At 68.3% G+C, this 20,164-nt stretch carries 20 protein-coding genes and 2 pseudogenes; 14 read left to right on the forward strand and 8 right to left on the reverse strand.

All coding sequences use genetic code 11. From position 1 onward, the window contains the following. Position 1 precedes the first annotated feature (1 nt). The 4 genes from GPY60_RS08070 to GPY60_RS08085 are packed head-to-tail and all read left to right on the forward strand — an operon-like array spanning position 2 to position 3,983. Positions 2–1,306, forward strand: a complete 1,305-nt coding sequence (locus GPY60_RS08070; RefSeq protein ID WP_156687127.1) for an LLM class flavin-dependent oxidoreductase — start codon at positions 2–4, stop codon at positions 1,304–1,306. A gap of 31 nt (positions 1,307–1,337) precedes the next feature. After that, on the forward strand, positions 1,338–2,168 hold the full coding sequence (locus GPY60_RS08075; protein ID WP_156687128.1) for a coniferyl-alcohol dehydrogenase: 831 nt from the start codon (positions 1,338–1,340) through the stop codon (positions 2,166–2,168). After that, positions 2,156–3,145, forward strand: coding sequence for a cyclase family protein (locus GPY60_RS08080; protein ID WP_156687129.1), 990 nt, complete (start codon positions 2,156–2,158; stop codon positions 3,143–3,145). Before GPY60_RS08075 ends, GPY60_RS08080 begins: the two co-directional genes overlap by 13 nt. Positions 3,146–3,149: 4 nt before the next feature. Beyond that, positions 3,150–3,983 (forward strand): alpha/beta fold hydrolase, encoded by an 834-nt coding sequence (locus GPY60_RS08085; protein WP_156687130.1) that lies wholly within the window; start codon positions 3,150–3,152, stop codon positions 3,981–3,983. Here GPY60_RS08085 and GPY60_RS08090 read toward each other — a convergent pair. Next, the gene (locus GPY60_RS08090) at positions 3,971–5,581 is read right to left on the reverse strand and encodes a multicopper oxidase family protein (protein ID WP_156687131.1); all 1,611 of its coding nucleotides are present in this window, start codon (positions 5,579–5,581) and stop codon (positions 3,971–3,973) included. The genes GPY60_RS08085 and GPY60_RS08090 overlap by 13 nt on opposite strands. Before the next feature lie 204 nt (positions 5,582–5,785). Further along, complete coding sequence (locus GPY60_RS08095) at positions 5,786–6,559, reverse strand: SDR family oxidoreductase (RefSeq protein ID WP_156687132.1); 774 nt, start codon at positions 6,557–6,559, stop codon at positions 5,786–5,788. Between the two features lie 240 nt (positions 6,560–6,799). On the opposite strand from GPY60_RS08095, the gene GPY60_RS08100 reads away from it, so the two are divergent. Next, on the forward strand, positions 6,800–7,612 hold the full coding sequence (locus tag GPY60_RS08100) for an SDR family NAD(P)-dependent oxidoreductase (RefSeq protein ID WP_156687133.1): 813 nt from the start codon (positions 6,800–6,802) through the stop codon (positions 7,610–7,612). Between the two features lie 14 nt (positions 7,613–7,626). On the opposite strand, the gene GPY60_RS08105 is transcribed toward GPY60_RS08100, so the two are convergent. Further along, a complete protein-coding gene (locus tag GPY60_RS08105; RefSeq protein ID WP_197283595.1) occupies positions 7,627–8,259 on the reverse strand; it encodes a PAS domain-containing protein in 633 nt (210 codons plus the stop codon). Positions 8,260–8,443: 184 nt separating this feature from the next. Between GPY60_RS08105 and GPY60_RS08110 the strand changes: the two genes are divergently transcribed. The 7 genes from GPY60_RS08110 to GPY60_RS08140 all read left to right on the forward strand — a co-directional run bounded on the left by GPY60_RS08110 (position 8,444) and on the right by GPY60_RS08140 (position 14,956). After that, positions 8,444–9,121 (forward strand): TetR family transcriptional regulator, encoded by a 678-nt coding sequence (locus GPY60_RS08110; RefSeq protein WP_156687135.1) that lies wholly within the window; start codon positions 8,444–8,446, stop codon positions 9,119–9,121. 12 nt (positions 9,122–9,133) lie between these two features. After that, positions 9,134–9,328, forward strand: coding sequence for a ferredoxin (locus GPY60_RS08115; RefSeq protein WP_156687136.1), 195 nt, complete (start codon positions 9,134–9,136; stop codon positions 9,326–9,328). A gap of 1 nt (position 9,329) precedes the next feature. Further along, positions 9,330–10,574 (forward strand): cytochrome P450, encoded by a 1,245-nt coding sequence (locus tag GPY60_RS08120; protein WP_156687137.1) that lies wholly within the window; start codon positions 9,330–9,332, stop codon positions 10,572–10,574. A gap of 146 nt (positions 10,575–10,720) precedes the next feature. After that, entirely contained in the window at positions 10,721–11,785 is a 1,065-nt protein-coding gene (locus GPY60_RS08125) for an amidohydrolase family protein (RefSeq protein WP_197283601.1), read from the forward strand. Then, entirely contained in the window at positions 11,782–13,029 is a 1,248-nt protein-coding gene (locus tag GPY60_RS08130) for a M24 family metallopeptidase (protein ID WP_156687138.1), read from the forward strand. The genes GPY60_RS08125 and GPY60_RS08130 overlap by 4 nt, the downstream gene beginning before the upstream one ends. Next, entirely contained in the window at positions 13,019–14,137 is a 1,119-nt protein-coding gene (locus GPY60_RS08135; RefSeq protein WP_156687139.1) for a M24 family metallopeptidase, read from the forward strand. The genes GPY60_RS08130 and GPY60_RS08135 overlap by 11 nt, the downstream gene beginning before the upstream one ends. 9 nt (positions 14,138–14,146) lie before the next feature. Further along, positions 14,147–14,956: an SDR family NAD(P)-dependent oxidoreductase gene (locus tag GPY60_RS08140; RefSeq protein WP_156687140.1), complete on the forward strand. Its 810-nt coding sequence runs from the start codon at positions 14,147–14,149 to the stop codon at positions 14,954–14,956. A 110-nt stretch (positions 14,957–15,066) separates the two neighbouring features. On the opposite strand, the gene GPY60_RS08145 is transcribed toward GPY60_RS08140, so the two are convergent. The 3 genes from GPY60_RS08145 to GPY60_RS08155 form a co-directional block, all read right to left on the reverse strand. After that, the gene (locus tag GPY60_RS08145; RefSeq protein WP_156687141.1) at positions 15,067–15,897 is read right to left on the reverse strand and encodes an SDR family NAD(P)-dependent oxidoreductase; all 831 of its coding nucleotides are present in this window, start codon (positions 15,895–15,897) and stop codon (positions 15,067–15,069) included. An 11-nt stretch (positions 15,898–15,908) separates the two neighbouring features. After that, the gene (locus tag GPY60_RS08150) at positions 15,909–16,748 is read right to left on the reverse strand and encodes a mycofactocin-coupled SDR family oxidoreductase (RefSeq protein ID WP_156687142.1); all 840 of its coding nucleotides are present in this window, start codon (positions 16,746–16,748) and stop codon (positions 15,909–15,911) included. Between the two features lie 195 nt (positions 16,749–16,943). Next, positions 16,944–17,594, reverse strand: a complete 651-nt coding sequence (locus tag GPY60_RS08155; protein ID WP_156687230.1) for a TetR/AcrR family transcriptional regulator — start codon at positions 17,592–17,594, stop codon at positions 16,944–16,946. Positions 17,595–17,859: 265 nt separating this feature from the next. On the opposite strand from GPY60_RS08155, the pseudogene GPY60_RS27820 reads away from it, so the two are divergent. Continuing rightward, positions 17,860–18,501, forward strand: a pseudogene (locus GPY60_RS27820) (acyl-CoA dehydrogenase family protein); the annotation flags it as partial. Positions 18,502–18,561: 60 nt separating this feature from the next. Beyond that, positions 18,562–19,023: pseudogene (locus GPY60_RS27825) on the forward strand (acyl-CoA dehydrogenase family protein); the annotation flags it as partial. Here GPY60_RS27825 and GPY60_RS08165 read toward each other — a convergent pair. Both GPY60_RS08165 and GPY60_RS08170 read right to left on the reverse strand, forming a co-directional pair. Continuing rightward, positions 19,020–19,283 carry a DUF4190 domain-containing protein gene (locus GPY60_RS08165; protein ID WP_156687144.1) on the reverse strand — a complete coding sequence of 88 codons (264 nt, stop codon included), beginning with the start codon at positions 19,281–19,283 and terminating at the stop codon, positions 19,020–19,022. The pseudogene GPY60_RS27825 and the gene GPY60_RS08165 overlap by 4 nt on opposite strands. A gap of 88 nt (positions 19,284–19,371) precedes the next feature. Beyond that, complete coding sequence (locus GPY60_RS08170) at positions 19,372–20,127, reverse strand: acyl-CoA dehydrogenase family protein (protein WP_231639482.1); 756 nt, start codon at positions 20,125–20,127, stop codon at positions 19,372–19,374. Positions 20,128–20,164 lie beyond the last annotated feature (37 nt).

The following is a 20,164-nucleotide window of genomic DNA, read 5'->3' on the forward strand; positions in this document are numbered from 1 at the left end:
GATGAAGATCTCGCTGTTCTACGAATTCGCGCTCCCCAGGCCGTGGGCGCCCGACGACGAGCGAATCATGCTGCAGGAGTGCCTCGACGAGGTCGAGGCCGCGGACAAGGCCGGCTTCTCGACCGTCTGGCTCACCGAGCACCACTTCCTCGAGGAGTACTGCCACTCCACGGCGCCCGAGATCTTCCTGGCCGCGGCCAGCCAGCGGACCAAGAACATCCGACTCGGGTTCGGCATCATGCACCTGTTGCCGGCGGTCAATCACCCGGCCCGCGTCGCCGAACGCGTCGCCACCATCGACCTGCTCTCCAACGGCCGAGTCGAGTTCGGCACCGGGGAAGGGTCCTCCGTCGGTGAACTCGGCGGGTTCGACGTCGACCCCGCCGACAAGCGCGCGCAGTGGGAGGAGTCCCTCGAGGTGGCGATCCGCTGCATGATCGAGGAGCCGTTCACGGGTTTCAAAGGCGAGCAAATCCAGATGCCGCCCCGCAACGTGGTCCCCAAGCCGATGCAGAAGCCGCACCCACCGGTCTGGGTCGCCTGCACCCGGCCGGCCAGCGTGCAGATGGCCGCCCAGAAGGCCATCGGCGCACTGAGTTTCGCCTACACCGGTCCGGGGCCGCTGAGCGAGCGGGTCAACGGCTACTACGAGGAACTCGAACGGAACGGCGCCCCGATCACGCCGGCGATCAACCCGAACATCCTCGCCATCGGCGGCGACCTGTCGATGATGGTCGCCAAGACCGACGAGCAGGCGCTGCAACGGCTGGGGCAGGGCGGTGGATTCTTCTCGTTCGGGATCATGCACTACTACCTGACGGGCATGCACATCCCGGGCCGGACCGGGGTGTGGGAGCGGTACCTCGAGGAGGTCGAGAAGGATCCCACGCTCGCCTATGGCCCCGGGCGCGGCGCCATCGGCTCCCCGGCCACCGTTCGCGAATTTCTGCGCGGCTACGAGGAGAGCGGGGTCGACGAGATCATCCTGTTGCTCAACCCGCGCAGCCACGAGGGCACCATGGAATCCATCGAGTTGATGGGCAAGGAGGTGCTGCCCGAGTTCATCGAGCGCGACGCGAAGGCGGTGGCCGACAAGGCCAAGCGGCTGGAGCCCGTGATCGAGAAGATCGAGGCGCGCCGCCCTGCGTCGTCGGCACCGCAGTTCGATGAGACGTACGCGTTCGGCGGGCTGCCCACCGGGCGGGACAAGTTCACCGCCAGCGAGATTCCGGAGGCCATGGCCGAGATCAACGAAGGCCGGGTGCAGGCGGCGCAGCGCGCCAAGGAGGAGAGCCGCGGCAAGTGACAGCGGAGGACCTCTGAGCCAAGGAAAGGCGTTGGGACGCATCGACGAACTCCTGCGCTACGACGGTCGCCGCGCCGTGGTGACCGGGTGCGCGTCCGGCATCGGCGCGCACGTGGTCCGGCAGCTCACCGAGCTGGGCGCAGACGTCGTCGGGCTCGACGTTCGCCGCCCGGACGTTCCCGTCGCCGAGTTCCACGAGATCGACCTTGCCGACCCCGACTCGATCGACTCGGCCGTCGCGTCCGTCGGCGGGCCGGTCGACGCCCTGTTCAACGTCGCCGGAGTCTCGTCGGGAATCGGCAATCCGCCGCTGGTCGTCACCATCAACTTCCTCGGGCTGCGCCACCTCACCGAGGCGCTGACCCCGCGCATGGGTGCCGGATCGGCTGTGGTCAGCGTGTCATCCCTTGCGGCGGCGGGCTACCGCGAGCATTTGCGTTCCGTCGCCCCGCTGCTGAACACGGCCACCATGCGGGAGGGAGTCGAGTGGTGTCACCGCCACGCCGACGCGCTGGCCGGCGGCGGGTACCAATTGTCGAAGGAAGCGATCATCCTGTACACCATGCACAGCGCCACACCCCTGGGCTCGCGGGGCATCCGGATCAACTGCACCGGACCGGGGGTCACGGAGACGCCCATCCTCGACCAGCTGCGAACGGCGTACGGCCAGGCGTTCCTCGACGACATCCCCAAACCGCTCGGCCGCGTCGCCGACCCGGCCGAGCAGGCGTCGGTGCTGGTCTTCCTCAACAGCCCTGCGGCCAGCTACATCACGGGTCAGGTCGTGTGGGTTGACGGGGGCAACGTGGGCGCCGCGATCGCCCGCGAACTCGAGAAGGGGCGGGCCGAGTGGCCGGCCTGACCGAGTTCCGGCGGGTCGCCCGCGACGTCAGCAACTGGGGGCGCTGGGGTGCCGAGGATCAACTCGGCACGCTGAATTTCATTACCGCGGAGAAGGTCCGGCAGGCTGCCGGTCTGGTCCGGCACGGAAAAGTCTTCCCGCTCGGGGTGGACTTCGGCTCGTCCGGGCCGCAGGGCGCCTTCCACTTCCGGCACAATCCCGTTCTCGTGATGACCGTGGACGGGGGAGACGCGCACACGCTGGCGCAGTACGGCCCGGGGTGGACGGCCAACCCCACGGCCCAGCAGATGGGAAACTACCTCGTCGACAACCTGTTCCGCTTCAACGAAGACATGGTCATCATGCCGCTGCAGGCGGCCACCCAGTGGGACGCGCTGTCCCACGTGTACTACGAGGGCAAGCTCTACAACGGCTTCCCGTCCGAATCGGTGACCAGCCTCGGGGCCTACCACTGCAGCATCGACAAGGTCGACGTCAAGGGCATCACCTCCCGCGGTGTCCTGCTCGACGTGGTGCGCCACCGCGGCGCGGAAGTCTTTCTCGAGCAGGGTAATCCGATCACTGCGTCGGAACTGGACGACGTGGCCCGCGCGCAGGGGGTGACCATCGAGCGCGGGGACGTGGTGCTTGTCCGGACGGGCTGGTGGACGAGGTACCTGCAGACGGGCGACAAGACCGAACCTTTCTCGGGTCTGCACTGGCGCTGCGCCTCGTGGCTGCACGACCACGAGGTCGCGGCGGTCGCGTCCGACAACCTCCAGGTCGAGGACCTCGTGCCCGACGTCGACGGCGCCTTCCTGCCCCTGCACCTGCTGTGCCTGCGCGACATGGGGCTGATGCTCGGTGAGTATTGGGACCTCACCGCGCTCGCCGACGACTGCGCCGCGGACGGCGTATACGAATTCCAGCTCATCGCACCGCCCCTGAGATTCGTTGGCGCGGTGGGCTCCCCGGTCAACCCGATCGCGATCAAATAAGCCGATGGAGATTCGGCGCAGGACGATGATGGTCGACGGGCTGGCCACCAGCTATCTGGAGGCCGGCGAGGGCGATCCGGTGGTGCTGCTGCACGGTGGCGAATTCGGGGCCAGCGCCGAGCTGGGCTGGGAACACACCATTCCCGCCCTCGCCGCCCACTACCGGGTGCTCGCCCCGGATCAACTGGGCTTCGGGCAGTCTGCGAAGGTGATCGACTTCGTCGACGGACGCGGCATGCGGATCAGGCACGTGGCCCGGTTCTGTGAGGTCCTCGGCACCGGGCCGGCGCACTTCGTCGGAAATTCGATGGGGGCCATCAACCTCCTCACGGACGCCACATCGGAGAATCCCCTGCTGCCTTTGCGGAGTCTCGCGGTGATCTGCGGCGGCGGGGAGATCCAGCAGAACCGGCACTTCGAGGCCCTCCAGCAGTACGACGCGACCCCGCCGGGGATGCGGCGCATCGTCGAGGCGTTGTTTCACGACCCGCGCCGCCCGGCCGACGACGACTATGTGCGGCGCCGATTCGAGTCGAGCACCGCACCGGGCGCGTGGGAGGCGGTGGCGGCGGCCAGGTTTCGTCGTCCCGGTGCCGGACCGTCCGCCACGCCGTCAAGCGGCCGTCGGTACGACCGCATCCGCGTGCCGACACTCGTCATCGAGGGCGGTGACGACAAGCTACTCCCCGCCGGGTGGGCCGCGGAGATCGCCAAGCAGATCGACGACTCCCGTTCGGCCGTGGTGCACGGGGCCGGGCACTGCCCGCAGATCGAGCGGGCGGACGAGGTCAACCGCCTGCTGCTCGACTTCCTGCGCGAGGCCGCTCAGAAGACGTAGTTCAGCAGCGTCTGCATGCCGGCGAACTGGTGGTAGGTGTTGTGACAGTGCATGACCCACGTGCCGGGGTTGTCGGCGACGAGCACCGCGTTGACCGTCTGCCGCGGCAGGACGATCACCGTGTCCTTCCGCGGCCCCAGGCCCCCGTCGGCGTTGATGAGCTGAAACGTGTGCCCGTGCAGGTGAATCGGGTGATACATCATCGTCGCGTTGTCGAACATCAGGCTCGGCCGCTGGCCCTGGCGCACCTGCAGCGGCTTCGTCCGGCTGTAGGGCTCGTTGTTGATGGTCCAGTTGTACTGCTTCATGTTGCCCCCGAGCACCACCGGCAGCTCGAGGCCCGGTTCGGGCCGCCCGAGGTTGACCGGTGTTGTGGCAGTGAACATCTCGGCTGTGCCGACCACCTTGTTGAGCTCGGCAGGCTGGAATTGCGGGTCCGGCGGGCCGCCGGCCCCGGTCGACAGGAGCGCGCGCGCCAGGGCCCCCTTGCCTTCGGCCAGGGCCACTAGGGGAAAGACGCCGTCGGCCGCGGTGACGATGACGTCGTAGCGCTCGGCCATGCCGATCAGCAGGGCGTCGACCTGTTTGGGCACCACCGGGTAGCCGTCGGTGTGGGTGACGGTCATCGAGTGGCCGGCCAGTGCGACCCGGAACGCGGTGTCGGAGCCGGCGTTGATGAAGCGAATCCTGATCCGCTGCCCCGGTTTCGCGCTGAACGACGTGGGCGCGGTCGGAATGCGGCCGTTGATCAGGTAGTAGGGATACGCGATGTCACCCGCGTCGCCGCCGAGCAGGTCACTGCTGCCGACGCGCCCGGCCGGTGCCCCGGGCGTCGGGCTCGTCGACGTCGTCGGGGATGTCGAGGTGGTTTCGGACGTGGTCGTCTCGGACGTGCTGGTCGTCGTGGTCGTCGTCGTTGTCGTTGTGGCGGGGCCCGGTGCGGGCCGGTTGGGATCCGTCAGATCGCTGTAGAGCTGCTGGGGACTCTTGCCGACGCCGTCGGTCCAATCGTCCAAGACGACAATCCATTCCGCTTCGTAATCGCCCTCGCCCGGATCGTCGACGATGACCGGGAGGTACATCCCCATGTCGGCGTCGAGGCCGACATGGGGATGCGCCCAGTACGTGCCCGGATTCGGGACCGAGAACCGGTACGTGAAGTCGTGGCCGGCAGCGATGTTGGGGGTGGCGGGCTCGGCGCCGTCCATGTCGTTGCGCAGGGCGATGCCGTGCCAGTGCACCGAGGTCGGCTGGTCGAGCCGGTTGGAGACGGTGACCACCAGTTCGTCACCGACCCGGGCCCGAATCAGGGGACCGGGGATGCTGTTGCCGTAGGCGAACGTCCGCGCGATCGGACCGCCCAGGTCGACGTCCGTCGGCTGTGGCGTCAGACTCGCGGTCACGGTGCGGCCGCTGTGCGGCCGGGCCGCCTCGGCGGCGGCGATGGCGGCGGACAGCCGGGCATTGGCGGACGGCGGGGCCTTGGACTGGCTGCAGGCCGCCAGGGCGAACCCACCGGCGACCCCGGCCAGCATGAATCCGCGTCTGCTGAGCCGAGTTTCGTGCGGCGGGATGTCGCTTCCCGGTGACGCAGGCATCGGTCGCTCCTCGTCTCTACCCCGAGTCGGCCCCTACTCTCTCATATCGGCGGCGAGAAACACCCCTAACGGATGCTTTCGAGATTGCGGGGGCGCGGCGTCGTCGTCGGCGCGTGCGGGGCTCAGACGGCGACGCCGCCCCATCGAGGTGCAAGGGTTGACCCGGTGCCGAAACTGGACCGGGAAGAGCACAGGTGCTGGCGACTAAGCCGCGCCCGTCGGCACTCGGGAGGCCGTCCAGTCGCCGAAGCGGGTCTCGAAGATCGTGGCGTGTTCGCTCTCCGTCGGCACGATGGTCCACTCGTCGAGCAGCGTGCCGAAATAGCGGGCAGTAGGGTCGGCCACCACGTTCCGGGGATCGCCGGACGCCGCGAGGCGGTTGCGGATGAATTCGTCCATGCCGAGCTTCTCGGGCCCCGCGATGTTCACGATCCCGTTGAGCGGCTCGCCGATTGCCGCACGGGTTACCGCCGCGGCGACGTCCTTCGAAGCAATGGGCTGAAACGCCCCGTGCGGCAGCCGAACCGTGTCGCCATCGGTCGCCGAATCGGCTATCGCGTCGACGAACTCGAAGAACTGCGTCGCGCGGACGATCGAATACGGGGCGCCCGATTCCTCGATCAGCTTCTCCTGCGCGACCTTGGCGCGCATGTAGCCGCTGTCCTGGGCCCGGTCGGCGCCCACGATCGAGAGCGCGACGTGGTGCTGCACCCCGGCGGCGCGCTCCGCGGCCAACAGGTTGCGGGTCGACGTCGTGAAGAACTGCATCACCGGGTCGTCGTCGAACGACGGAGAGTTGGACACGTCCACCACCGTGTGCGCGCCGGCGACCGCTTCGGCGAGACCTTCGCCGGTGATGGTGTCGACACCCGAGCGCGGCGAGGCCGATACCGCCTCGTGCCCGAGTTCGGTCAGATTCGCGATGACCTGCGAGCCGATGAGCCCGGTGCCGCCGATAACTAGGATCTTCCGCGCCATGATCTTTGTCCTCCCGAGTGGTGCGATGAGCTGGCCAACTCAGCATCGCGCGACCGGGGGCCGCTCGAACCCTTGGAAGTCCGTAGTCTCTGCCCGCCAGTGGGGAGCCGCACCCCGGTGTCGCCTGCGCGACGCGATGCCGAGGTTCCCGCACCCGCCTCCGTAACCTGCGGGTGCACGCACCATCTTCTGTTAAATCAACTGCTTGACTTAATCCGGTGGCGCCGATTAACTCGTCGTGTGGGCAACGATCTCGCGGGCAAGGTCGCCGTCGTCACGGGCGGCGCGTCGGGCATCGGCCGTGCCGTGGCGGAGCGATTCGTTTCCGAGGGAGCGCGGGTCGTCATCGCCGACGTCCAGACGGACTTGGGCGAAGAACTCGCCGCCAACCTGGGCCCCGACGCCCACTTCTGCCGCACGGACGTGTCGGATGCCGACCAAGTCGGCGCCTTGGTGGCGCTCGCGGTCGAGCGTTTCGGCGGTCTGCACGTGATGGTCAACAACGCCGGGGTCTCGGGCACGATGCACGCCAGGTTCCTCGACGACGACCTTGCCGACTTCGACCGCATCATGCGGGTGAATGTCCTGGGTGTGATGGCAGGCACCCGCGACGCCGCGCGGCACATGGCCGTCAACGGCGGGGGATCGGTCATCAACATGACCTCGATCGGCGGGATCCAGGCCGGCGGGGGAGTGATGACCTACCGGGCGTCCAAAGCCGCGGTCATCCAGTTCACCAAGTCGGCGGCAATCGACCTGGCGCATTACGAAATTCGCGTCAACGCCATCGCGCCGGGCAACATTCCCACGCCGTTCGTCGCGTCGTCGGCCGCGCATATGGACTCCGAACAGGTCGCGCGCTACGAGGCCGCGATCCGGGCGACGATGCGGGCCGACCGGCCGCTGAAGCGTGAGGGCACCCCCGCCGACATCGCCGAAGCGGCACTGTATTTCGCCGGCGAGCGCTCCCGCTACGTCACCGGAACCGTGCTGCCCGTCGACGGCGGAGTTGCCGCGGGTAAGCCCATCCGCCGCCGGAACGAGGATCGTTAGGAATCCGGCGACGCTCAGGAGTCCGCCGCCGGACGACCGGCGCGGGCCTCCAGCCGCAGCCTGGCCAAGGCCTCGGCGCGTCGGAAGTCAGGCGCCCCGCAGTCCTCCATGACCGTGCTGAGCGAATGAGTCAACACGCTCAACACCGCCGCGGCGGGCAGCGTCGGGAACTGCTCGGCCAGCACCTCGGCCGCACGACGCAGTGCGGTCAGCTCCCGGCCGGCCCCCTGGGGAACCGCGCGGGTGACGTCCTCGACGTGATGCAGGATGCCCACCGTCTTGCGGTCCTCCTTGATCGGCGAGTGCACCGGCGTCCAGACCCGGTAGACGAACTCGCCCGGGTGCTGCCGATCCGGCGCGTCGTGCCGCTGTACGCCCATCCAGTGCCGGGTGCCCCGGCGCCACACCCGCTCGATAGAGGCCACCGCCTTGGCCACGCCGTCCGCTTCGGGGTTGGCGGGGTTATCCGGGAAGGCCTCCGGTAGCAGCAACCCCACCAGGCTCTCGCGCGGATGCTGCGTCACGCGTTCGTAGGCCGCGTTCACCGCCCGGATCCGCAAGTCGTGGTCGAGCAACAGGTAGGGCGCCCACCTCGTCTGAAACCAGGCGGACGCCTCGACCGCAGACACCTGCCGGACTGACAGCATCACATCCCCCGTGAACGGTTCTTCGCCTGGACACCACCCTGATGCCGTCGCGCAAACACCATCGTGGCGGAGCGGGACGGCCGGGGACGAGGGACTTTGGTCATCGTCAGACCGGCACATCGACTCAATGCGCGAATTAAATCAATCGCTTGACTTAACGACCGATGCGCGGTTGACTGTCTGAATGACCACCGCGGGCAAGGCCGTTCGCACCGAGCGGGCAAGCTCCACCCAGGAGGCGATCCTGGTCGCGGCCGAAAGGCTCTACGCCGAGCACGGCATGTTCGCGGTGTCCAACCGGCAGGTGAGCGAGGCCGCGGGCCAGGGCAACAACGCCGCGGTCGGCTATCACTTCGGCACCAAGGCCGATCTGGTGCGCGCGATCGAGCAGAAGCACCGCGGGCCCGTCGAGCGGCTGCGCGACCAGATGGTCGCCGAGTTGCTCTCCTCGCGCGGCGATCCGGTGCCGGCGCCCTCCTTGCGGGACTGGGTCGCATGCCTCGTGCTCCCGCTGACCGACCACCTTGCCGACCTCGGCAACCCCACCTGGTACGCGCGGTTTGCCGCGCAGGCGATGACCGACCCCGCGTACTACAACATCATCGTCAAGGGAGCGCTCAGCTCACCGTCGCTGGTGCAGGTCGTCGAGGGCATCAATCGCTGCCTGCCCGACCTGCCGGCCGAGGTCCACTTCGAACGCAACATCATGGCGCGCAACCTGTTGATGCACACCTGCGCCGACCGCGAACGCGCCCTCGCGGCGGGAACACCGTTGTCCCAACGCTCCTGGCGGGCCGCCGCCTCCGGACTTATCGACGCGATCGTGGGCCTGTGGCTGGCGCCCGTGACGCCGTACGAGTAAGCGAACGACACGATGAAAGTGACTGTAAATCAGGATGTTTGCGCATCGTCGGGCAACTGTGTGCTGAACGCGCCCGAGCTGTTCGACCAGCGCGACGAGGACGGCGTCGTCGTGCTGCTCAACCCGAATCCGTCACCCGAGCAGGCCGAGGCGGCCCGGAAGGCCGCCGCCGCCTGCCCCGCGCTCGCCATCCACATCGAGGAATGACATGTCGGAAACGTTGACGGACAACGCGACCCGGGCGACTCACGGGGTTCCCGACTACCCGATGGCCAGGCGGGCGAGTTGTCCCTTCGCCCCGCCCCCGGACGTGATGGCGCTCGCCGCCGACGCGCCGCTGTCGAGAGTCCGGATCTGGGACGGCAGCACCCCGTGGCTCGTCACGGGTTACGAGCAGGTGCGCGAACTCTTTTCGGATTCCCGCGTGAGCGTCGACGACCGCCTGCCGGGCTTCCCGCACTGGAATGCGGGCATGGTGTCAACCGTCCACAAGCGGCCCCGGTCGGTCTTCACCGCCGATGGCGAGGAGCACACCCGCTTCCGGCGGATGCTGTCGAAGCCGTTCACGTTCAAGCGGGTCGAAGCCCTCCGCCCCTTCATCCAGCAGGTCACCGACGACCACATCGATGCCATGCTGGCCGGACCGCAACCCGCCGACCTCGTCGCCGCGATCGCCCTGCCGGTCCCGTCCCTGGTGATCAGCCAGCTGCTAGGGGTGCCGTACGAAGACGCCGAGATGTTCCAGCACCACGCCAACGTGGGGCTGGCCCGGTATGCCACGGGCGAGGACACCGTCAAGGGCGCGATGAGCCTGCACTCCTACCTCGCCCGGCTCGTGGAGGCCAAAATGGAATCCCCCGCCGAGGACGCGGTGTCCGACCTCGCCGAGCGGGTGAAGGCGGGCGAGCTGAGCGTCAAGGAGGCCGCCCAGCTGGCCACCGGGCTGCTCATCGCCGGCCACGAGACCACCGCCAACATGATCGGCCTCGGAGTCCTTGCGCTGCTGCAAAATCCGGACCAGCTGGCCGTTCTGCGCGACGCCGAAGAGCCCAAGATCATCGCCAGTGCGGTCGAGGAGCTGCTGCGCTATCTCAGCATCATCCAGAACGGCCAGCGGCGAATCGCGCTGGAGGACATCCATATCGCCGGCGAGACCATCAGCGCCGGCGACGGCATCATCATCGACCTGGCCCCCGCCAACTGGGATGCGGACGCGTTCTCCGAGCCCGAACGGCTGTATCTGCACCGCTCGAACGCGGACCGCAACGTCGCATTCGGTTACGGCCGCCACCAATGTGTGGGCCAGCAGCTTGCGCGCGCGGAGCTGCAGATCGTGTACCGCACGCTGCTTCGCCGTGTCCCGACGCTGGCGCTGGCCATCCCGTTCGAGCAGGTGCCCTTCAAAGACGACCGCCTGGCCTACGGCGTCTACGAGCTACCGGTGACCTGGTAACCGGACTGATACCAATTCCGAATGGAGGGTCGATGATGACGACTTCTACGAGCACCGTTTCGCTCTACCCGCCCGGCGGCTTTGGCGCACCGAAGGATCGGCGCGGGCACGCCCGCGACAGCAAGGTGGGACTGCCGGAGGGGACGGTGGTGTTCTCCGCCGACAACCACATCTCCTTGGCGGATGACATCTTCTACGAGCGCTTCCCGGAGGAGTTCAAGGAGAAGGCGCCGCGTATCTGGTACGAGGAGGGCGCCTACCAGGTCGGGCGCAAGGGACAGTCGTTCCTGCCCGGCGACTTCAGCGCGGTCCTCATGCAGTACGACGACCTGCCCGGCGCCGCGAGCACCAACATCGAGGCCCGCATCCAGGAGCTGCGGGAGGACGGCGTCGACAAGGAGCTGGCCTTCCCCAACGCCGTGCTCGCCCTGTTCCACTACCCGGACAAAAAGCTTCGCGAGCTGACGTTCCGGATCTACAACGAGTACATCGCCGAGCTCCAGGAACGCTCGGGCGGCCACTTCTACGGGGCCGGGCTGATCAACTGGTGGGACCCGGCCGGCACCCGCCGCACGCTGGACGAATTGAAGTCGTTGGGACTCAAGACCTTCCTCATGCCGCTGAACCCGGGCAAGGACGACGACGGCAATCCGATCGACTACTCGTGCCGCGCCATGAGCGCGGTCTGGGACGAGATCGAGGCCTCCGGCCTCCCGGTCACGCACCACATCGGCGAGACCCCGCCGAAGAGCCCCTGCGAGTTCAACAGCGTGGTCGTCGGGATGATGATCAACATCGACGGGTTCCGGGAAACGTTCTCCAAGTACATCTTCGGGGGCATCCTTGACGAGCACCCCGGCCTGCGCATCGGTTGGTTCGAGGGCGGAATTTCCTGGGTGCCATGGGCGCTGCAGGACGCCGAGCACCTCGTGGCGTCGTATCAGCACATGTTCAACCGATCGCTGCAGCACGACGTGCGGTACTACTGGGACAACCACATGAGCGCGTCGTTCATGGTCGACCCCCTCGGCCTGGAACTGATCGACCGGATCGGCGTCGACAAGGTCATGTGGTCCAGCGACTACCCGCACAACGAAAGCACTTTCGGCTACTCGGAGAAGTCCCTGGCCGCCGTGGTCGACGCCGTCGGCCCGGCGAACGCGGTGAAGATCGTCAGCGACAACGTGACGAAGTTCCTGGGGCTGCAGTGACCACCGTCGCGCCGGCGCCGGAAGGCGCCGGCCTGGTGATCCCCGAGACGCCGGACCCGGCGCGGCTGCGCCGCGAGACCGGCGCGCGGCTGCGCTCGGCGATGACCGCGCGCGGCGTGGACGCGATGATCCTGCTGGGTAACAGCGCCGTCGTGTACGCCACGGGCACCAGTTGGCCGCTCGGCGACGCCGGGCTTTCGTACGTCGAGCGACCGGTCGCCGTGGTGCTCGCCGACGACGAATGGCCGCATCTGTTCCTGCCCTACCGCGAGGGCGCGGCGCAGGAAGCGGAGTTGCCCGCCGACCACGTCCACGGACCGGTGTACCTCGAATTCGACGAGGGCGTGCGCAATTTCGCGCGCCTGCTGGCCGAGCTCATCCCGGCCGGGGCGGTGCTGGCGGTCGACGAGTGCACCGGCGCGATGTCACGCGCGGCGACGTCGCTCTTCCCCGGCGGCGCGCCCGCCGACGCGTCGGCGATCGTGAGCGCCGCCAAGGTCGTCAAGACGCCGGACGAACTGGCCTGCATCCGCACCGCCATCCGGATCACCGACGAGGCCATGATCGACGTGGACAAGGCGCTGGCTCCCGGCATCCGCCAGAGCGACCTGTCGGCGAGCTTCTTGCGCCGGGCGTTCGAATTGGGCGCCATGGCCAGCATGCTCGAGCCGATCTGGCAGGTGATGCCGCCCAGCAAGGCCGAGGGCGTGTGGACAACACACGGCGACCTGGCGCTGCCGTTGTTGAGCACCGAGCGGGAACTGGCCGAGGGCGACGTGCTGTGGACCGACGTCAGCATCACCTACCGCGGCTACTGCTCCGACTTCGGGCGAACCTGGATCGTCGGCCGCAATCCGTCACCCCGGCAGCAGGCGCAGTTCCACCGGTGGTCGGAGATCATGACCGCGGTCCTGGACGTCGCGCGGGCCGGCGTGACCGCCGGTGACCTCGGCCGGGCCGCCACGGCCGCCAACGACGGCCGCAAGCCGTGGTTGCCCCACTTCTACCTCGGCCACGGCATCGGCGTGAACGCGGCCGAAATGCCAATGATCGGAACCGATCTCGGTCAGGCCTTCGACGACGACTTCGTGCTGCAACCGGGCATGGTGCTGGTCCTCGAGCCCGTGGTCTGGGAGGACGGCACCGGCGGATACCGCAGCGAAGAGGTCGTGGTGATCACCGAGGAGGGCTGGATCAAGTTGACCGACTACCCGTACGACCCCTATGGCTCCCATGTCAGTTGAGGTTTGCCCGGACGAGACCGCCCTGAGGCTGGGGCGCCGGGAGCGGGCGCTGGAGCAGATGGCGGCGCACGACCTCGACGTCCTCGTGCTCGGGCGTCAGGCCAACGTCCGCTACGTCACCGGGACGCCGCAGCTATGGGTCGCCGGGACGCGGCCGTTCGGTCCCGGCTGCGTGCTGGTGCGCGCGACGGGCGCGGTCCACCTGCTGAGCACGTGGGACGAGGGGGTGCCCGACGACATCCCGCACGAAAACCTCTACGGCATCTCGTGGAACCCGATGACCACCATGGCGGTGCTGGGGCGCATCGACGGTGCGGCCACCGCCCGCCGCGTCGGAACCGACGCCCTTTCACCGGCTTTCGCGAAGCTGCTGCCGACCGCGTTCCCCAACGCCGAGCTGGTCGACGGTGAACTCGCGATGCGTGCGGCCCGGCGCGTCAAGACGGCCGACGAGGTGGCCGCCATACGGAACGCCATCGCGGTCGCCGAGTCGGGTCTGGCGGCCGCCGTGGCCGAACTGCACCCGGGGGTGCGCGAGCAAACGCTGGCCGGCGCGATGATCGAGGCGATGGCCGCCGGCGGGGTGAGCACGCCGTCGAACCAGGACGTCGCGTGGGTGACGTCCCGTGACCACCCGTGGCGGCGCGTCGATGGCGGCGGCCGCGTCAATGACGGTGACCTGGTGGCGTTCTCGGCCGGGGTGCTCGCCGGCGGCTACATGGGTGAGGTCGGGCGCACCTGGCCCGCGGGCAGTGGTCGGGGCGCCGCGCCTCTCTACCGCCGGTGGGACGACCTCTGGGCCGGGCTGCTCAGCGCGTGCCGGCCGGACGCACCCACAAGCGACCTGCTGGCCGCCTACGAGGCCGCGGGGGAGCCGCCGCCGCCGATGCCGGTGGCCCGGGGCCTGGGCATGGGCTTCGACCCGCCCGTCGTCTCCCAGCGCCTGCCGGAGACCGCGGCCGGCGACCGGCTGGAGCCGGAAATGGTGCTGGCCGTGACGGGTTACGTCTGGGAGCCCGGGGTGGGTGCCGTCTTCGGGCGCGAGGCGGTCCTCATCACGGCTGACGGCGCGGAGGTGCTGACCTCCAGCCCCGCCTGGCGGGGATGATCGACTCCGGTGACGATCGATCCGTCCACGATTCTGCTGACGGGGCGCGTCGCGGTCGTGACCGGCGCCGGCTCCGGTATCGGCCGCGGGGTCGCGGCGGGGATGGCCGCCTTCGGGGCCCGAGTGGCGATCTGGGAGCGCGACCCGCAGACCTGCGCGGCCGCCGCGGAATCGATTGGCGCGCTCGGGATCGTCACGGACGTTCGGGACAGCGCTCAGGTCGACGCCGCGCTGCAGCGCACGACCGCCGAACTCGGTACGCCCACGATCCTGGTGAACAACGCCGGCGGCGTGTTCTCCTCCCCGTTGCTGGACACGAGCGAAAACGGTTGGGACGCCTTGTACAAGGCCAACCTCCGGCACGTCCTGCTGTGCACCCAGCGGGTCGCGCGTGAGCTCGTGTCGGCGAAGCTGCCGGGCAGCGTCATCTCGCTGACGTCGATCGAGGGCGTCCGCGCCGCCCCCGGTTATGCCGCGTACGCCGCGGCGAAGGCCGGCGTCATCAACTACACGAAAACCGCCGCGCTGGAACTCGCGACCCACGGCATCCGGGTCAACGCGATCGCGCCCGACATCACGCTCACCGAGGGGCTGGAGCGCCTCGGCGGTGAAGGGGCGCTGACCGGCATGAAAAGCGTTGTGCCAATGGGCCGTCCCGGGCATGTCGACGAGATCGCCGGTGTGGCCGTGTTTCTTGCGTCCGACATGGCGGCCTACCTGACCGGGCAGACGCTCCACGTCGACGGCGGCACGCACGCGGCGGGCGGCTGGTACCACGACCCGCTGACTGGGGACTACCGGCTCGGGCCGTCGGGTTAGCTCACCGCCGGCCCGGGCTCTCCTGCATCACCGAACGTGTGCGTTATGTACGGTTTGCGCGAGACTTTCGTCCATAGGCCCCACGTTCGGTGGACAAATGGACCGAGCTTTCAGTGATTCCATCCCTCGGCGGCCTGGTCGTCGAAGGTGCGGTCGATGCGTTCGAACCTGCGGCGAACCGACGCCTGGGCCGCTCGGTGCGGCAGGACGTACAACCGGTTGGCGAGGATTGCGTCGGCGGTGAGCCGCGCGACCTCCTCGACTCCCACGCCCTCGTCCTGCGTCGGCAGCTCGCCGCCCGCCGCCTCGGGTGAAGATGCCAGCCCGTAGTCGGCGCCGCGAATCCGTTCCGAATTGGAGACCAGCTTGGTGTCGACGACCATCGGGCACAGCACCGACACCCCGATGCCGTTGGGCTTGACCTCGCGGGCCAGGGTCTCGGCGAGCCCGACGACGCCGTACTTCGCGACGCCGTAGGCACCGAGCCCCGCGTTGGGCACCAATCCGGCGAACGATGCGGTGAAGGCGATATGACCGCCGGTGCCCTGCTCGAGCAGCCGCGGCAGGAACGCCTCGACGGCGTGGATCGAACCCCACAGGTCGATGTCGATCACCCACCGCCAGTCGTCGTGCGTCATCTGCGCGATCGGGCCGGCGACCACGATGCCGGCGTTGCTGAAGACGACGTCGACGCTACCGAGCAGGCGGAAAGCCTCGTCAGCGAGATGACGCACCTCGCTAAGGTGGCGGACGTCGCACAGCACACCGTGCGCGTCAAAACCGTTGGCCCTCAGATGCTGCACGGCCAACTCCAGCGAAGGCTTGTCGACGTCGCCGAGCACCACCCGAGCGCCGCGGCGCCGGGACTCGGTCGCCGTCGCCAGTCCGATGCCGCTTGCCCCGCCGGTGACAACCGCCCCGCGTCCCGCAAATCCGTCCATACGACGGAACCCTATTTCAGGCAGCCGCCCGCATCGACGGGCAGGGTGACACCGGTGATGTAGCGGGACTCATCGGATGCCAGGAATAGAACCGCGTTGCTGATGTCCTGCGGCTCCACCCACGGAATCGGCAGGGTGTGGAACAGCTGGCAGATCGGGGCCATGTCGTCGGGCCCCGGGTTCTCCAGGTCGGGGCGGAACATCTTGAACGTGCCGTCGTTGTGGAGCATCGGCGTCTTCACGTGGGTCGGATGCACGGAGTTGACGCGAATCATGTGCTGCCCCAATTCGACCGCGAAAGCCCGCATCAGCCCGACCACCCCGTGTTTGGCGGCGACGTAGTGACCGGTGTGCGGGTAGGCCTTCAGGCCTCCGACGGAACTGGTCAACACGATCGATCCGCCGCGCCCGCCAGAGAGGATGTGCGGCACAGCGGCTTTCACCGTCTTCCACACCCCGGACAGGTTGACGTCGATCATCTGCGACCAATCCGCCTCGCTGGTCTTGTCCAGCGTCTCGCCGCCGTTGCCGATGCCGGCATTGGCAACAACGATGTCCAGGCGGCCCAACTGCTCGACGCCCGCGTCGACGGCGGCCTTCATGGCGTCGTAGTCGCGCACGTCGACCTCGGCCGTGAAGATGCGGCGGTTGTGGCCCTTGACGAGGTCCGCTGTCTCGGCGAGGTCCTCGGGCGTCGACGCCGGGATGGTGGTGTTCTCGACGATGGGCTTGCAGACGTCGATGGCGATGATGTCGGCGCCTTCCTGCGCCAGCCGCACCGCGTGGCTGCGGCCCTGGCCCCGCGCGGCCCCGGTGATGAAAGCGACCTTGCCTTCGACGCGTCCCGTCATGCCTGCCCTCGTTTCCTGACCCGGGCGGCATGCCCCCACGGGTCACCCGACCGATGCCGCCTTCTGCACTCTGTCATCGGCGCCCGACGAGTGTCAATGCCGAATCCGTTTTTGTCATCTCGCACTCTCATCACGAGAGAGGCACATTCTCGCGACGGCACGCCGAACCGGTCAGTGCTGCGGGGTGGCTGGCGGCTAGCCGACGAATCCTCGTGAGCAGAAGTCCCACACCTCGTCGGCGGTGATGGGATGAACGGTCGCATCGTCGGAACCGCCGCTGGACTGGGCGATGAACATCACAGTCTGCATCGTCATCGCCGCGACGCGCTTCGGATTCACGCCCGAGCGAAGTTCGCCCGCGTCACCGGCGGCCTCCATGAGCTCCGTCAGCAAAGCCAGCAACGGCGCATGAGCGATCTTGACCTCGGCCGGATGCGTGACCAGCAACCGCGGCGCGAAGTCGGTGAACAGCGGCCGCTTGGCCGTCGGGTCGGGCCGGGAGGCCTCGTAAAGCAGCTCGACGGCCACCTTGAGCCGCTCCAGCGGATCTGAATGGCTCTCCGTGGCGGCGCGGATCTGGTCCGCCGACCGGCTCAGCGCGTCTTCGAAGAGGGCCAGGAGAAGTTCGTGCTTGCCGTCAAACTGCAGGTAGAAGCTGCGCAGCGACTGACGTGAGCGGTCGACGACCTCCTGCACGGTAAAGTCTGTGCTGCCCTTCTCGATGATGATGGCTTGCGCCGCGTCGAGAAATCGCTGAACGCGTTGGGCCGCCCGCAGTTTCGCGGTCTTGATGGACCGCTCGACCGCGCGCTGCTTCCAGGCCGGTTCTTCGCTCGGGCTTGTCACGGCCGGCTCGCCTGATTGCCGTGCAGGGAGAACATGATTGGACTCTACCGGAGAACGCCGTGACATCGCTGCGCTCGACCCCCTCACGGATGCCGTGTCTGAGATTGTAACTTTCTCGATGTGAGAATAGTATTCTCTTACATTCGCTTATGGAAGCGGAAATGTTTAGAAGGACTCGTGCCGCGCGCGGAAATCGCGATCTACCGTCCGCGCACACGCGCAGCAATTCGCGGGGAGCGCCGTGCAACTGACCTTTGACCCTGACGTGGAGGCGTTTCGCGCGGAATTCGCGGCCTTCCTGGACGCGCACCTGCCTTCCGAGGCCGAGGCGGTCGAGCGCCCGCGGTCGAGCTCGCACGTTCCCGGTTGGGCCCGCCGTTGGCAGCGGCTGCTGTTCGACAGCGGTTGGCTGGTGCCCGGCAACCCGCCGGAGTTCGGGGGGCGCAACGCGACGCTGCTGCAGCAATACGTGTACATGGAGGAGTTGGGGCGTCGCCGCATTTATCAAAGCTTCAATCCGCAAGGGGTCGGCATCGTCGCGGCGTCGTTGTTGACCTTCGGTACGCCGGAGCAGAAACAGCAATGGGTAGTGCCCATTCTGCGGGCGGACATCACCGCGTCGCTGGGCATGAGCGAACCGGGGGCGGGATCGGACCTGGCGTCGCTCAAGACGCGGGCGGTGCTCTCCTCCGACTCGCAAGGTGACCACTTCGTCGTCAATGGGCAGAAGGTATGGACCTCCGGCGCCCACGACGCCGACGTGTTGCTGACCTTCGTGCGCACGGACCCGAATGTCCCGAAGCACAAGGGCATCAGCGCATTGATGATTCCGACCGACACCCCGGGCGTGGTGCGCAGGCCGTTCGCGTCGATGTGTGACAACGACGAGCTCGACTTCAACGAGGTGTTCTTCACCGACGCGCGGGTGCCGGCCGAGAACCTCGTCGGTCAGCTGAACGGCGGCTGGCGGGTGGCGACCGGTTCCCTCGGGCACGAGCGCATCATGCTGTGGACGGGTTACGTCGACTTGTTGCACGAGCTGACAATCGATTTCGACCCGTCCGGGCCGCTGCAGCGCGATCACTTTGCGACCTTGATCATGGACGCGTACGCGCTGCGGCTCCTCGGGTCGGCGGCCCTGGCACGGGCCGCTCGCGGGGAAGAGGACGTGCCCGCCCAGTCGGTCCTGAAGCTGCTGGGCTCCGAGGCCCTGCAGCGCGCGTCGGAGGATGCGCTGAACGCCGCGGGCGCCGACGGGCTCGTCGCCCGGGCGGTCACCGCCCCCTTCGCGCCGCTGAACCTCGACAGTCACTACCGCAGCTGGTTCGACCGGTATGCGCGCAGCTTCGCGGCGACCATCGCCGGCGGAACGTCGGAGATCCAGCGCAACATCATCGCCGAGCGGGTGCTCGGACTGCCGCGCAACTAGCGGGCGTCACGCCAGGCGTAGAAACCGACGGCGACGATGCCCGCCGCGATCGCTACCGCACCCAAGATCATGCCCGCCAACGCAATTCGCGGGTTGCTCGCTTCGCCACGCCGTACCCGCCGCCGGGCGATGTCCCCGGTGACCACCGCCGCCACACCGAGTGGCACCCCGAGGAGGAGCCAGCACGTCATGAGGGCGACGAGGGCCAGGATCAGCGAGGCGACGCCGAACTGGTTCTGCGGTGCGTCGGGATGACTCATGGCCAACAAATTTAGCGCCCAGCGTCGACCTGTCGTGCGAGCGGGCGGACATTTGCCGCAACCAAGTCGACGTTCGGCCTGTCGAAAGTTACAGATGGGCCAGCCGAGGCGCAAATCCGTTCGCCAGCAACACCTTCCCCGCTTCGCGGGTCAAATCGCGTGTGCTGCCCAGCAGTCCGTCCAGGACGAGTGACCGCTTGACGTGGTGATGCAGCCCGTGTTCGGCGGTGAAGCCGATCCCACCCAGCACCTGCTGGCAATGGCGCGCGGCCGTCAGCGCCGCCTGCCCGGCGGCGGCCTTGGCTAGCAGCGAGGCGAGGCCCTCGCCCGGCTCGTCGGTCGCCACGTGCAACGCGGCCTCGGCGCCCTCGATCGCCACCAGCGTCTCGGCCAGCCGGTGCCGCACCGCCTGGAAGGAGGCGATGCGGCGACCGAACTGGACCCGGTCGACGGCATGTTGGCGGGCCAGCAACAGCATCGCCCGGGCGGTGCCCACCAGCCACCAGCCGAGCGCCCGCCGCCCGGCGGCCAGCGCGTCGTCCGACAGCGGATCTCCCTGCCCCACAGTGTGAATCGGCAGGGCCTCGTCGATGGCAGGGCCGGGCACGTCACCGCGATCCCATATCACCCATGCGCCACCGGTGAACGGCAGCGGCAGCGTGCCCCCGGGCGCGCGCCCAGCCGCCGCCAGCACGACGTCGTTGAGCACGGGGGCCTGCGCGCCCGTCTCTCCCAGCAGCCGGAACACCAAAGCGATAGCGGGCTCGGGCATCTCGTCCAGCATGTCGAACCAGCCCAGATCTTTCAGCGCGGCGTCGAGGCGGGCGCCTGAGGCCGTGGTCATCGTCGTCCGGAGCGGGTCGGCGAGTAGGTCCAGCGAG

It is taken from the genome of Mycobacterium sp. Marseille-P9652, from assembly GCF_902652685.1.
Taxonomy (GTDB): Bacteria; Actinomycetota; Actinomycetes; order Mycobacteriales; family Mycobacteriaceae; genus Mycobacterium.